The sequence below is a fragment of the Solibacillus sp. FSL H8-0523 genome (genome assembly GCF_038051985.1).
GTDB lineage: Bacteria > Bacillota > Bacilli > Bacillales_A > Planococcaceae > Solibacillus.
The window spans coordinates 1292732-1307194 of the sequence record NZ_CP150291.1 but is presented as its reverse complement, the minus strand read 5'-3'; the positions used below and the strand labels follow the sequence as shown (position 1 = coordinate 1307194).

The window sequence follows — 14463 nt, the reverse complement described above, 5'->3', positions numbered from 1 at the left end:
GGAACTCCAAGATGCGACATCACTTCTCGCTATTTGGCGCGAAGTGTGTTTTTCTAATTAGATAAATAGTAGGATCAAGAACAACATCCCCAGTAGCAATCCGATAAAATGTTCTTTCCACGTCTGTTCTGTTTTCCTCAATCCGTTTCTTATTGCAAAATCAATTGTTGAAAAGAAAAACCACAACAATAGCAGAATTGGCAAATTTACGACACCATACCAATGCCAAAATTTTGTAAAGAAATAGAAGAAGACTAAAAACGTGAAGATACTCACTACAATTAATACAGTATGGTACTTTTCTTTTTCTAAACGACGCTTTGGTTTGAAGATAAAGAGCATTATAAAAAGAACAATGAGTGCGACGTATTTCCACTTGGGTACGCCGAGATTATCTATTTGAACGTACATCCAAATTTGTTCAAGTGCATCGGCGTTCTCTTTTGTAAACTCAATTTGCTCTTTTGTTGTCACATCAATGAGCACCGAACCTTCCGCGCGGTACACTTTTTTTAAATAAAGCTTCTCCCCATTTGCTTGCTCAAGCAGATAATGTGCGGCGCCCTCATCACTTGAAAGCTGTGCGGTACTCGGAATTTTTTTTAAGCCATTTAGTAGTTGTTGCAGTTCTAATAGCTTTTCTGGATCCGTTGTTGTCATTTCGCCTGAAATAAAGAGCGAAGGGAATTGGTAATTTCGTTCGGCATTCGTTGAATATAAATACGTCGCCTTTTTTAATGGCGCTACCGTGAGGACATCTGTTTGCTGCTGTTCACTAGACGGAGGGACTTGCAACGTTTGAATAAAAAATAGCGTGAGTATGGCAAATGTAACAAGTGTTGTCACATAGCCCCATGTTTGTTTTTTATGCGTATACGTTTGCTGGGATTGCAGCGTGGCAAGATGGCGTGTTTTTGTTTCCTCATCAAGCGTCGGTCGTACGAGTTCCTTTAACTTTGAATCAAGCATCTGCGTCCCCTCCTAACAGCTCACTCAGTTTTTTTACTCCGCGCTCTAATGAATTGCGTACTTTTGCTTCATTCCAACCTAAAATCTCGGCACTTTCTTTAATAGAAAAGCCCTCGATTTTTCTCAGGACAATCGCTTCTCGGTAATGATGAGGCAGCTTACCAAGCGCTTCATATAACCTGTAGTGTTCATCTTTTGCCTGTAACCACTTTTCTGGCACATAAGTCACTTCAATTTGCTCATGCTCCTGTAAAAACGGAATGAACTTTAACACCTTTTTCCGTTTGAAATGGTCATACACGAGGTTACGTGCAATTTTGGTGAGCCACGTCTTTTCACTGGCATCCCGGCGAAAACTCGCGTGGTTCTTCCATGCCTCCACAAACGTTTCCTGCGTTAAACCCTTTGCCAGTTCTTCATCCCCGACTAAAAAGTAAATAAATTGATACATCGCCTCACTATATTCCTCATACATCCGCGCAATCGGCATCGCTTTCTCACCCCCTTATGTATATAGACGAACCAATTCTTCCTTTTACTAACATTATATTAATTTCGGATAATCCGCATAAGTTCAAATCCGTTCCGCTATTCTACGGGGATAATGCGTTGAATTGTGCTAATTTTAAGCTTGCGTCCGTTGTACTGCGTTCCGGGGCAGGCTTTTCTGGGGGCGTGGCTCCAACTAACTTTTGATGCCTCTTACGGCGGCATCAAAAGTGGATTTTCCGCGCACGCTTAATCCCCTAGAAGTCCGCCCCTCCACTCCGTACAACTCTTTTCGTTGAAGCAAATATATTGATAACGTCCCTTCGCTTCTTCTCGCCCTTTGGTATAAAGTAAACTTCATAAAGCACTTAAATTGAAACCTTTCTACTTATAATCGAGAACTTTAAATAAATGAGCTTTCAATCAGCAGAGCATTACTGTAAGCATAATCAATAAAGAAACAATAACTTTTTCGCTATCTGCCGCCTCGCGTAAGCGCAAGCGGCTTAATTTTGCGCTCTTAACTTTATGACGAGTGTGAAATGATGGATTGGTGGGCATCGCAAACGGCATTAAAGACAGTAGTATGGACACGTACCACGTGGCCATAATGCTGTCATGCCGTAGCCCACCAATCAATTAAGTGAAACTTTATTAGAAAAAGCAACCACTTGTTACTATGATTAACCTATTTTCTCCATGAGAAAAACCCGCTCGACTAATCGAACGGGCTTGTTGTTATTGCGGGTCTACCGCTAAAATATCGATAAATTTATCTTTAGACTGCGCTTCTTGCTCATTTAATAAAATATGAATATCGCCGTGGTCCTTCGATGTACGAATTAAACGACCCATCCCTTGCTGCAAGCGCAGTAGCATGAATGGTAATTCTACTTCTTCAAATGGATTCGTCGCAAATGAACGCTTCGCATCAAATAGCGGATCATGTGGTGGGAATGGTAGATCATAAATGATCACGCGTGTTAATGCTTCTTCTGGTAAGTCTAAGCCTTCCCATAAGTGATACGAACACAGCGTTTCGATTTCACCATTTTGGAAATCACGGACAATCGCAGAAAGCTCGCGATCCCCTTCAAACGCAACATTTAAACGAGTCATTAAGCTAAGCTTTGATTGGAAATTATTCATCGCTTGTTTTGACTTGAATAAAATTAGCGTTTTTTTATGTTCTTTTAATAACTCTTCTACTTTTGCTACTTTTTCGTCCTGTTCTAATTCATGTAAGTAAATTTTCATTACTTCCTCATAATCAAACGGTGACGGTACGCCAAAGCTTTGATACTTCTCAATGCCTAAGCTTGAAGCGATATAGCTGAAGTCCTTTTTCACTGATAATGTAGCAGATGAGAACACGATTGGCATTTTTTTCGAGAATAACGTTTCAGCTAACACATCGGTAATTAGACGCGGCATAATCACGAGCGTTTCTTCACCATCAGTATCCTCTAACCAATCTACTGCATCCCCTTGCTCTACGAAAATACGTAGGGCTGCTGCGTAATGCTCTAAAAATTCCTCGGCCATATTCAGTTCGTATTCTGGAATCATGTATAACTCTGACTCAAAGACAAACTCTTCTAACAGCTGGTCCACATAAGAAATGACACGTTTGCCAAGATCAATCAATTTTGGTGACTTTACGATGCGTTTACGGTCCTCTTCAGATTGCACAACATCTTCACGTAGTTGATCGAAAAACAGCTCGTGATGGTCCTGTAAGTACTCCATGCCGTATAATGTACGCGCACGCACACCATCTACCATTAAACGCTCTAGTAGCTCAACAATTGTATATGCTTGGACTTTATATGTTAAGGCTTTTTGTGCGGCATATTCTAATAAGTGCCCTTCATCTAAAACAACCATCGATACTTCAGGAAGTAACGGCAATTGCCCTTCACGTTCACGTGATTCCTTTGTCGCTAAATGCTCCATTAAGAAATCCTGTGAACAAATAATAAGGTCTGTCGATTTACGGTAATGTCCACGGTGCAATGTTTGGCCACAACGGTTACGTAAATCACACACGGCACATTGCATAATCGAATTGTAGTTCACTTTTTGCCAATCTTCGTCGCTCACTAACGGATAATTCGAACGATCTCCGTAAGGTTGTACAGCAATCATACTGCCCTGTGCGTATACGCCATCCGGAATCGAAAAGGCGATATCGTCAATCCAGTCTTCCGTTTCTGTTTTTTCCGCTTCTTCAAAGCGTTTTAAACATAAGTATTGGTCGCGTGATTTTGCTAAACGTACGTCGATATCTAAGCCAAGCACATCACGTAATTTATGAATATCGCCGCCATCCTTTACAAGCTGGTCGATTAATGTTTCGTCTGCACAAGCGATTAATGCCGGTTTTCCTGTATAGCGTGCATACGAGATGGCTGGTAATAGGTAAGCAATCGTTTTCCCTGTCCCTACACCTGCTTCAGCGAATAATACGTTTTTTTCCTTTAAAGCTTGCTCGATCTGGTAAGCCATGAAAATTTGCTCGTCACGACATTCGAATCCGCGCTCCGGTAGCTCATCGTATAATACGTCTCCAAGCCAATCTCCTAATGATTCAAAGAATGTTTTATCTCGTGACAATTCAAACGGTAATGATTTTCTCAAATCAACGTTCCCCCTCAATATGAAGCGGAAGGAACGCTCACTCATCCCTTCCGCATAAAATCAATTTCAACTATTTTTTAAAAAACTCGTACTGATTATTATACTATGAAACGAAAAAAAATCCTACTCACAGTAATTGAAATAAATACAAAAAACGCCATTTGCCTCGTTACAGACAAATGGCGCATCTTTTATAGGTTAAATCGATCAACCGAATGTTGTAGATGTTCGGATTGCTCATTTAGTTTATTGGTATAATTTGCAAGTTCTACTGTAGAGGCAGCTTGCTCGGAAATGGCACTCGCCATTTCTTCCGTCGAAGCAGTCACATCACTTGAAAGGTTGGCCACTTCATTCATAATTTCAACAACATGTGTTTTCGTTGCATTCATTTCCTGCATTTTACCAGATGTTTGTTGAATGACCGTAGACATTTCGCCGATGGATTGTGACAGTTCGTCAATGACTTCATATACTTTTACGACTGCTTGCTTTTGCGTATCGCTCATCGCATTGGTTTCATCAATAACCTGTACGAGTGAGCTTGTATCATGGAGGACACTCGCTAAAATCGTTTGAATATTTGTCGTTGCCTTTTTCGAACTTTCCGCTAGGTTACGTACCTCATCTGCAACTACTGCAAAGCCTTTCCCATGCTCACCTGCTCGCGCTGCCTCAATCGATGCATTTAGCGCTAGTAAGTTCGTTTGGTCTGTAATTTGTGCAATGACGTTTGTTACTTCTGAAATGGTTTTAGATTTTTCATTTAACGCAACCGTCATGTCCGTTACGCGTGAAAATGAATGTTCTAAGTTTTTATAAGAGTTTTGTAGTTCTGCTACTTTGGCAAAGCCTGCTTGGATTTGTTCATTTGCTTCATGAGATTCTTCGTCCATTTCAGCTGTTTGCTGCTGTACGTGCTCCATTTCTTGTGCCAGTTCAGCCAACACCTGTGCCCCATCGTTCATTTTTTCTGATTGATAGTTTGCATTTGTTGCAATCTCTTCAATGGCCTTTGAAACTTCTTGTAAGGATTCTTTATTTTCATTAGCAATCTGTGCGACATTTCGTGACACTTGCTTTAAATTTGAAGAATTGTCGTTCACTTGTGTAAGCAGCATACGCATTTGGCCGAGCATGTCGTTGTAGCTTTGTTCAAGTTGACCTAATTCATTATTCCGGCTATTTTCGAACTGAACATGTAAATTCCCTTGCGCGGTTTCATCAATTACATGACGTATATTTTTAACAATTTTTATAATTTGACCAGCTAAAATAACCGCTACAATAACGCCAATGGTCATGCCTATAATTAATGCGAGTATAATCGATTTATTAAATGAATTCATTTTTGCCTGGAAAATGGAATCATCTTTTAAGGCGATTACGTTCCAGCCATTCAGTTCCATCGTCATTAACTGACCTGAATAGTGATTACCGTTAATGCCTAACGCATCAATGGCATACTCTGTTTCATTAACAGCTGTTGTTACCCACTCTAAAGAATCCGTAAAGATTGACGAATCAATATCTGTTACCCCATCTACTTTTCCTGACATAGCCGGGTTCATATTTTGACCATCTTTCTTGTCAATAAACGAGGAAACAATCATCCCCTGCTTATCTAAAATCATTAAATCCGTATCTGACCCTTGTTCGATTTGCGTACGAATCGTTCCAATAGTTGAGAAATCTAAGTCGATTCCTACTGCACCAATAATTTCATTGTTTACCGTTACGGGCGCAATAACAGATGTCATTAATTTTTGTGTACTTTGATCTAAATAAACATCCATCCATGACAATTCCTTCTTGTCCATAATGGTTTTGTATGTATTTGAACTGAATACGTCAAATTCAAAATCAGCTCTTGGTGACATATTGAGTGCACCCGTTTTAAAATCCATAAAATAAACGGCTACATATTCTTCATTGTCTTTACGTAAGCTGTCCATCAATGCTTCTAAATGATGCATTGGAATGTCATTTTCTACATTAACGGCTACCGTATTACCAAATTGATATAAGGCGGTATCATATTTTTCTAACCCTAATGCAATTTGACTAATCGCATGGTTGGCTTCTACTTTTGCATTTTTCTCATTATCGTTTGAAAGCACCTTATTTATTTGAAAATAATTCATTGCGACAGTTGTAATGACTGCCAGTAAAACGCCTAATGAGATAAACAGTATCCATCCCCACTTAATCGATTTAAACTTTTTATGCTGTTTATTCATCAATTGTACCCCTCTATATCAAATTTGTTACATAAACGTAAGAATAATGGAGCACAAATTAAAAGTCTATAGTTTTCCAGAATTGAAAATTCCCCATTTTCAAACAATAAGAATATTAACTCTACCACTATCGAAAACTTGCATAAAAGAGCACAAATTTACAGTCTGAAAATTCAAATAATATACACAAAAATGACTATTTTCTATAATTTTTATCTCAGAAACCATGTCTTTAGTAATAATAATTTTTCTTTTAAGCACAAAAAAGCATCAGAAACATGTAAATGATGTTTCTGATGCCTTCGTTTACTTTTGGTTATTGCTCACGTCTTGATTTTTGACCCCAGTATTGGTATAAGTCAGTACGGATGAAACCGTTAAATAATTTGCGTTTTTTCGTCGCTTTTTTACCGTAATGGACTTCAAAATCCTCCATTGATGACAGCATGTACACTGACCATGTTGGATATTTTTTCATCACATCGCCAAATTGACGTAGCATTTTTTCAATTTCTTCAACCTCACCGATACGCTCTCCGTATGGCGGGTTTGTTACGATTACGCCATCTGTTAATTGCGTCGTGAAATCGATTGATTGCATTTGTTTGAATGTAATTAAATCACCAAAGCCCGCTTCTACTGCGTTATCTTGTGCAATAGAAACCATGCGGTGGTCGATATCTGTACCAATGATTGTTAGCTCTTGGTCATAATCTGCTTTTTCATCCGCTTCGTCACGTGCTTTCTCCCAAACGGCTTCTTTCATCCAAGGCCATGATTCTGACACGAACTCTCGGTTATAGCCTGGTGCGATGTTTTGACCGATCATCGCTGCTTCAAGCGCAATTGTCCCTGAACCACAGAACGGGTCAACGAATGGACGGTTTGGTGACCATTTTGAAACCTTTACAAGCGCTGCCGCTAATGTTTCTTTAAGTGGTGCTTCACCTTGAACTGTACGATAGCCACGTTTATGTAGCCCTGCGCCAGATGTATCGATTGTTAATGTCGCCACATCTTTTAAAATTGAAATTTCAATTTTAAATAACGGACCTGATTCATCTAAAAAGCCTAAACGTTTATGTGCGAACTTTAAACGCTCGACAATGGCTTTTTTTGTGATGGCCTGACAGTCAGGCACACTGAATAATGTTGATTTTACAGATTTACCCGATACTGGGAAGTTTGCGTCTACTGGCAAATATTTTTCCCATTCAAGTGCTTTTACACCCTCAAATAATTGATCGAATGTTCTTGCTGGGAATTGTGCAACAACGATTTTCACACGGTCTGCTACACGTAACCACAGATTGGCACGAGCAATTGCAAGCTCGTCTCCTTCAAAATACACTTTGCCGTTATCGACACGTGTTTCGTAACCTAAATCGCGTACTTCTTCTGCTACGATGGCCTCTAGACCCATTGCAGCTGTCGCAACTAATTGAAATTTTGTCATAAATTAAACCCTTCCTTGATGCTCGACTTCCCAAAATTGAATGAAGTCGATTAATTCGTCCATTGGCAATGGCTTGCTGTAGTAATAGCCTTGAATAAAATCGCAGCCCATTGACTTGAGTAATGCTGCTTGCGGACCTGTTTCTACACCTTCCGCGACTACTTTCATTTGTAAGCGATGCGCCATTTGAATGATCGCATCGACAATGGCTTGCTTATCATCTAACGAGCAAATATGTTGAATAAAGCTACGGTCGATTTTTAAGACATCGAGTGGGAAACGTACTAAATAGCTTAGTGACGAGTAGCCTGTCCCGAAGTCATCAATCGATAATTTAAAGCCCAGCTGTTTTAGCTTGACGAGCTTACTAATTGTTTCTTGTGCACTGTTCATGACCGTGCGCTCTGTTACTTCAATTTCAAAGTTTTGTGCCGATGTATTGTTGCGTTCTAAAATCGTTTGGATCGAATCTAAAAAGCTTTGTTGTTGGAAGTGAATGCTCGATACATTAATGGCAATTGGTACTTTTGGATAACCCGCAGCCTCAAGCTTATGATACCCTTCACAAGCCAAATCAAAAATTATTTCGCTCAGCGGAATAATTAAACCCGATTCCTCTGCATGGTCAATAAATTCAGCCGGTGATACAAAACCTAGCTTGTCACTCTTCCAGCGAACTAGTGCTTCTACACCTACAATATCTTCTGTCTCTACACAAATTTTCGGCTGGTATGCTAATGTAAATTCACGATTTTCGATTGCTTTTCTCAACTCACTATCAAGAGCTAATACACGATTTGAATCGGTTTTTAACTCTTCAAAGTAAAACGAGAAGCAATTTCGGCCATTTTCCTTTGAAAAGGACATCGCGCGGTCAGCACGGTTTAACAGTTCTTCTGTTGTTGTACCATCCTCTGGATAAATACTGATGCCCATACTCGTGGACACATAAATATCCTGGTTATTAATTTGAATCGGCTGTTCAAATGCATGAATGACCTTCTCGGCAAATTGAGCTGCTTCACGTGGATGCAGAATATTTGTTAACGTAATGACAAATTCATCGCCACCAAAACGAGCTAAAATATCTTTATTTTTTAATAAGCTTTTCACACGCTTTGACACTTCAACTAGAAGTAAATCTCCAATTGAATGACCTAACGTATCATTAAGTTGCTTAAAACGATCTAAATCCATGAAAAAGACGGCATGTTGAATCGGTTGCGTTTTGTTTTCGGAAACGTCTAACAAGGTTTTCATGCGTTCGATAAAGGCAAAGCGGTTACATACATCTGTTAATGAATCATGCAAGGCACGCTTTTCTAGTTCATCTTCAACTACTTTACGCTCAGATAAATCCGTAAAAATCGCACAATAGTTGGTCACGATGCCTTTAGCGCATTTAATCGCTAAGATTGTCAGCCATTCTGGATACACTTCTCCCGTTTTACGGCGGTTCCAGATTTCTCCTTGCCAAAAGCCTTCTGCATCAATTTGATCCCACATCTTTATGTAAAAATCACGTTCATGTACACCGGATTGTAAAACCGAGGGATTTTGCCCTCGTACTTCCTCTATTGTATAGCCCGTTACAAATTCAAATGCTGCATTCACCGTCACGATTTTTTTTTGGCAATCGGTAATCATGATACCTTCCGCAATATTGGCAAAAACTTTTTCAATTAAATCGTTTGGATATTGCGATAAGGTTAGCCCTTGTACGTTTGGTAAATTTGACATTATTCCGTTCACGTAAATATCCCCTTATATTCTATTCATAAACTTTTCAATTTCTTATTTATATACATTATAAAGTATTTTACCTACTAAGAAAGGCTCTCCACAAAAAATAATGGAGAGCCTTTTTACTGTTAAAAAAAGCATCAATAATCAATAAGCCATGTTTTGTTCCTAAGTACTCAAACAGCTTGCGCCTCGTACGACTAGGTAGTAATCATCTATCTACGCAAACGAATTTGCGTCCCTCCATCTGTTCAATTCCTTCAGGAGAGTGCCCCTACCATAATTTGGGTTTCTCACTCATGGGGTTTACCTCGTTCCACCTCATTAGTTTCCTAATAAGCTCCGTCACTGTGGCACTTTCAGGAAGTTTCGTCCATATCAAAAAGACTTAGGAGTTCCTTCCGCCGTCAAGGCTTGCACCTTGCCTTACCTTATTTTTTCAGTAAGCACGAACACTACGGGCATCTCAGCACCGTGTGAGCATGGACTTTCCTCTACACTCGAATGAGCGCAGCGATTACTCGATAATTGATGTATGACGTAAGTATACTGCACATGTTACAAAAAAACAATATCACTAAGAATAGTTTAACTATTCGTATAGTTTACTTCCAAATACATGTTTCTCTAAATTTGATAGACGTTTTAAAATATCAAAGTTTGTATTGTTCGCACCTGTTGGCGGTGGTGGTGTCGAACTTTTACGGCTTGTGTTTGTCATTTCCTGCTTTAAGCGCGCATTCTCTTCTTCAAGCGCAGCAAGTTTCGTAGCGAATGCATCATAATCTTCACGAATAATATCTAAAAATTGATCCACTTCATCCACGTTATAGCCCTTCATACTTTTTTTAAATTCTTTTTCTAATATATAGTCAGCTGTTAATTTAATATCCATCGTTCATCGTCCTTCCGTTATGCAACTTTCTTGGTTGTATTATAGCATAGGTCAGACATTCCGTACCTATTTACATATGTCGACTTCGCAAAATTTATGCAGGTGAGTTGTTAATCGTTTTGTTTTTTTGCTAGTCGCGTTAATCGCTTTTGCCAGTTGCCGATTTGATTTTCTAATTGTTGTGGCTTTGCAAAGGTTAGGTGCTCGATTAGCTCACTTCCTTTTTGTGAATACACATACGCCTGGGCATAATCCTTGAGTTGGTGCTCATATAGCATCGCTAGCTGTTCATAGGCCTGGAGTTGCTTTTTATCAGGAATTGTTGGCAATGCCGATTGAAACGCTTCAATCGCCAGCTCATACTCTCCTTCGCGCTTTAACTCATAAGCTAAATAAAAATGGGCAAAGCCGGTTTCCTCCGAATCAAAATGCGATGTAACGGCTTTTAAAATATCCGAACTCGTTTGACGCTGCTTTAAATCCCCAAACCATTTTCCAATATTGGTGTACGTTGTCGCAGATTCGGTTGTAATCGAATCATGCAGTAAATTGGTCGAATGAATGTAGAGCGTAATCAGTGATAGTAAATCCCACTCATTATGCACAAGGACCTTCATCAACGTCTCGGCGTTCCCACTTCTCACCGCATCAAAATAAATTATCGGCGCTAAATGACCTGGAATATCGCCTTGTCGGTAAAAGCCTAACTTATCCTGCTCGACCTGTGTGAGCTTCATCCGTGACAGATCGTCCTTCCATAAACGCTTTGAGCTATGCAATAAATCGACTTGGCGCTGCTCTTTTAATTTCGGGAGATGTTGCTGATTCAGTGTCCAGCGCACATGAAGCTGCGGCCAGTCAAAGCTTTTGCCATTATACGACACGATTGTCACATTGCGCTTCCACATGTTGGATTCAAATAACATCGCTGCTTCATTTGACGGGTCTGCTAGAACATACTGCGTTAGTGTGAAGCCCTCATCATTCGCCTCTAAAAAGCCTAATAAAAAGATATGCGTGCCAGCGCCCTTTAGACCTGTTGTTTCAGTATCAAAGAAAACAATCGTTTCGTCCTCTGAAATCGCAAACGGATGATCCTCTCCCTGTGATTTCCAACGTTTCAACGCATGAAACAGTTCCCCAAGGCGGTAATCGCCATGCTGATACATGAACGGATAATGTACTTCACGTTTAAATAGCACACCAAAATCATTTTCGATTAATTCCAAGCCTTGCTGTTGCCAGGCCTTCGTGTAGCTTGGTGGATCAGGTTTGATGAACTTGGGCTTTTCCTGCTTCGTTTCTGTTTTTTTACCAAGCATTTTTTTCATTTGTAAAATTTTATTTTCATATGACATGCGCTCACATCATTTCATTGATTAATGTTGTTAATACTTTGATGACTTGTTTTTTACTTTCACCTAATGTGTCCTGTGCACCGATACATGATGGGCAGCCGTGCTCACACGGACATAGATAGACATGTTGCTTTGTTTGCTCAAGCAGTGGTAGTAGCACATCATAAACACGCTCACTTAAACCAATCCCACCCGGGTAGCTATCATAAATAAAGAGCGTTGGCTTTTCATTGTGAATGGCCTTTACTTGCGGCACAACCGATATATCTGAACGGTCACAATGAATAAACAGTGGCACAAAGCTACTAATCGCATAGGCCGCGCCCGTTAACGCATCCGTTAGCTGTTCTTCTGTCCAGTTATCCGGCAGGTCAAAGCTCATCCATGTGGCATTTGTATGCATTTCCATCGGCGGAATCGAAATCGGACCTGAACCAATATTATCATGCGTATTGAAACGGATTTTTTTGAAAATAGTCGGAATCGCAAGCAAACCGACATCACCGTAGCTGACGGTTGCGCCGCTAAATTGTTCCGACTTGTCCTCACTTAATACCTTTAATTCTACTGCCAAATTAGCATCCGTAAAGTAATCGACATCAACTTCACGTACGTAAGCCTTTTTTTCCTCCCAATCGAGCTTTTCGACTTGGAACTGTGTGCCCTGGTGAATGTATATCGCTTCTTCATGCAGTAACGTCATTGCACTGTACGTATCCATTTCACCAATGACCTTTGTATTCGCTGGTGTCGTCAGGTCAATAATAACGACGTTTTCCTGTGCCGCAGAGCGCAAGGAAATTTCATGTGCTGGGAAACGGTCACTCATCCAGTGCCATTTCGTCGAGGTTTTCACTAGTACACCCTCTTCTTCTAAATAGGTAAGTAGCTCTTGTACCTCATATTCACCGTATGCTTCCTCCATTGAAAATGGTAATTCAAACGCCGCGCATTTTAAATGCTGCATTAAAATAAGTATATTTTCTGGATTTATACGCGCTTCTTCTGGTGAGCTCCCGAGCATAAAGCTTGGATGCTGCACCACGTATTGATCTAGTGCTGTCGACTGTGCGACGTAGACAATAAGTGCCTCGTCTTGACGACGCCCCGCACGCCCTGCTTGCTGCCATGCACTGGCAATATTCCCCGGATATCCCGTCATCACACATGCTTGTAATTGCCCAATATCGACTCCAAGCTCCAAAGCATTAGTACTAATGACCATTTGAATCGCGCCATCACGTAAACCTTTTTCAATTTCACGACGCTCACTCGGTAAATAGCCGCCCCGGTATCCTTGAATCGATTCATCGCCAATTTTTTTCGTTGTGAGCGATTTTAAATACGTCACAAGCATTTCTACTCGCACACGGGATTTCGCGAAAATAATTGTTTGAATGCCGGCTTCAAATAAGCGCTTCGAAATATCACGCACTTCTAGTACTGCACTACGTCGCACACCAAATGTAGGGTGAACAATTGGCGGATTATAAAAGACAAATGTTTTCTTTCCAACCGGTGCACCGGATTTCGCGATCAGTTCATGCTGCGTATTTGTTAAGCTTTCCGCCAGTTCCTTTGGATTTTTAATCGTTGCACTTGTACAAATAAAAATCGGGTTACTACCATAAAATGCACAAATCCGTTGTAGCCTGCGAATGACATGTGCCACATGCGAGCCAAATACACCTTTATACGTATGAAGCTCATCAATGACGATATACTTCAAGTTTTCAAACAGTGATACCCATTTCGTATGATGCGGCAAAATGCCTGAATGCAACATATCAGGGTTGGTCATGACGATATGACCCGCCTTACGAATCTTTTGTCGAATGCCAGGTGCAGTGTCCCCGTCATATGTATAGCTTAAAATATCCTCGTCCATTAACTCGATTAGTTCATTTAAATCAGACTTTTGATCTTGTGCGAGCGCTTTTGTCGGAAACAAATAAATCGCACGACTCGATTTGTCCTGTAAAATTTGCTGCAGCACCGGTAAGTGATAGCAATACGACTTGCCCGATGCAGTTGGCGTAATTGCAGTAAAATGCTTGCCTTGCTGTGCAAAATCAAATGCCTGGCGCTGATGCGTATAAAGCTGCTTGATACCACGTGCTTCAAGCGCTTTTTTGATGGAAGGATGAAGAGCATCCGGAAAATCCGCATAATGAGCCGGTAACGCATCAACTGTATGCGTACTGACGATGTTTTGTTGTAGCTCTTCATCAAAGCGCCATTCATTTAACAACTCGCTCACTGTGCGTTTTTTACTGAGCATCCGCTTCACCTTCCTCTATTTTTCGTACGACTAAACTAAGTGTATAAATCGTAGACTGAATCGATTGAATGAAACGTTTTTTGCTCGTTCCTTTATAAAAAGACTGCACAACAAATTGCTCCATTGCATCAGCTGCATGGTCAATTTGTTGTACATATAAATTTTTTGGTCCTGTTGTTGTAATCCATTTACTCGCATGTTGCTGCCAACTTTTTAATTGCGCATGAACGACATCTGCGTGCGGTTTTACTTCATTAAAAAAGTCTGGCTCGCGGTCCTCATCACGCATTTTTTGAAAACGTGTTAAACAATTTTCACATTCTTGTACTAGTTGTTTCGTTTCATCTATTAATTGCATTGTCTACACCTCAACGTAAAAGCTCATTTTTCGT

At 40.3% G+C, this 14463-nt stretch carries 10 protein-coding genes and 1 other RNA gene; all 11 read right to left on the bottom strand.

Features of this window, described 5'->3' with window-relative positions:
- Window positions 1–57: 57 nt before the first annotated feature.
- Window positions 58–969, bottom strand: coding sequence for a hypothetical protein (locus NSQ62_RS06210; protein WP_341323061.1), 912 nt, complete (start codon window positions 967–969; stop codon window positions 58–60).
- Window positions 962–1459, bottom strand: coding sequence for an RNA polymerase sigma factor (locus tag NSQ62_RS06205; protein ID WP_341323060.1), 498 nt, complete (start codon window positions 1457–1459; stop codon window positions 962–964). The genes NSQ62_RS06210 and NSQ62_RS06205 overlap by 8 nt, the downstream gene beginning before the upstream one ends.
- A gap of 737 nt (window positions 1460–2196) precedes the next feature.
- Window positions 2197–4098, bottom strand: coding sequence for an ATP-dependent DNA helicase (locus NSQ62_RS06200; protein WP_341323059.1), 1902 nt, complete (start codon window positions 4096–4098; stop codon window positions 2197–2199).
- A gap of 191 nt (window positions 4099–4289) precedes the next feature.
- Complete coding sequence (locus NSQ62_RS06195; RefSeq protein ID WP_341323058.1) at window positions 4290–6338, bottom strand: methyl-accepting chemotaxis protein; 2049 nt, start codon at window positions 6336–6338, stop codon at window positions 4290–4292.
- Between the two features lie 316 nt (window positions 6339–6654).
- Entirely contained in the window at window positions 6655–7794 is a 1140-nt protein-coding gene (locus tag NSQ62_RS06190) for a class I SAM-dependent RNA methyltransferase (protein ID WP_341323057.1), read from the bottom strand.
- Window positions 7795–7797: 3 nt separating this feature from the next.
- On the bottom strand, window positions 7798–9534 hold the full coding sequence (locus tag NSQ62_RS06185) for an EAL domain-containing protein (protein WP_341323895.1): 1737 nt from the start codon (window positions 9532–9534) through the stop codon (window positions 7798–7800).
- 149 nt (window positions 9535–9683) lie between these two features.
- Window positions 9684–10066: RNase P RNA component class B (gene rnpB, locus NSQ62_RS06180), an RNA gene on the bottom strand.
- Window positions 10067–10129: 63 nt separating this feature from the next.
- A complete protein-coding gene (gene gpsB / locus NSQ62_RS06175) occupies window positions 10130–10432 on the bottom strand; it encodes a cell division regulator GpsB (protein ID WP_341323056.1) in 303 nt (100 codons plus the stop codon).
- Window positions 10433–10542: 110 nt separating this feature from the next.
- Window positions 10543–11790 carry a ribonuclease H-like domain-containing protein gene (locus NSQ62_RS06170; RefSeq protein ID WP_341323055.1) on the bottom strand — a complete coding sequence of 416 codons (1248 nt, stop codon included), beginning with the start codon at window positions 11788–11790 and terminating at the stop codon, window positions 10543–10545.
- A 4-nt stretch (window positions 11791–11794) separates the two neighbouring features.
- Window positions 11795–14071 (bottom strand): DEAD/DEAH box helicase, encoded by a 2277-nt coding sequence (locus NSQ62_RS06165; RefSeq protein WP_341323054.1) that lies wholly within the window; start codon window positions 14069–14071, stop codon window positions 11795–11797.
- Window positions 14061–14429 carry a YppE family protein gene (locus NSQ62_RS06160; RefSeq protein WP_341323053.1) on the bottom strand — a complete coding sequence of 123 codons (369 nt, stop codon included), beginning with the start codon at window positions 14427–14429 and terminating at the stop codon, window positions 14061–14063. The genes NSQ62_RS06165 and NSQ62_RS06160 overlap by 11 nt, the downstream gene beginning before the upstream one ends.
- Window positions 14430–14463 lie beyond the last annotated feature (34 nt).

Excerpts from the sequence above, each read along its gene's own strand:
- NSQ62_RS06210 (WP_341323061.1), bottom strand. The coding sequence starts at position 969 with ATGCTTGATTCAAAGTTAAAGGAACTCGTACGACCGACGCTTGATGAG.
- NSQ62_RS06205 (WP_341323060.1), bottom strand. The coding sequence starts at position 1,459 with ATGCCGATTGCGCGGATGTATGAGGAATATAGTGAGGCGATGTATCAA.
- NSQ62_RS06195 (WP_341323058.1), bottom strand. The coding sequence starts at position 6,338 with ATGAATAAACAGCATAAAAAGTTTAAATCGATTAAGTGGGGATGGATA.
- NSQ62_RS06190 (WP_341323057.1), bottom strand. The coding sequence starts at position 7,794 with ATGACAAAATTTCAATTAGTTGCGACAGCTGCAATGGGTCTAGAGGCC.
- NSQ62_RS06185 (WP_341323895.1), bottom strand. The coding sequence starts at position 9,534 with ATGTCAAATTTACCAAACGTACAAGGGCTAACCTTATCGCAATATCCA.
- gpsB (WP_341323056.1), bottom strand. The coding sequence starts at position 10,432 with ATGGATATTAAATTAACAGCTGACTATATATTAGAAAAAGAATTTAAA.
- NSQ62_RS06170 (WP_341323055.1), bottom strand. The coding sequence starts at position 11,790 with ATGTCATATGAAAATAAAATTTTACAAATGAAAAAAATGCTTGGTAAA.
- NSQ62_RS06165 (WP_341323054.1), bottom strand. The coding sequence starts at position 14,071 with ATGCTCAGTAAAAAACGCACAGTGAGCGAGTTGTTAAATGAATGGCGC.
- NSQ62_RS06160 (WP_341323053.1), bottom strand. The coding sequence starts at position 14,429 with ATGCAATTAATAGATGAAACGAAACAACTAGTACAAGAATGTGAAAAT.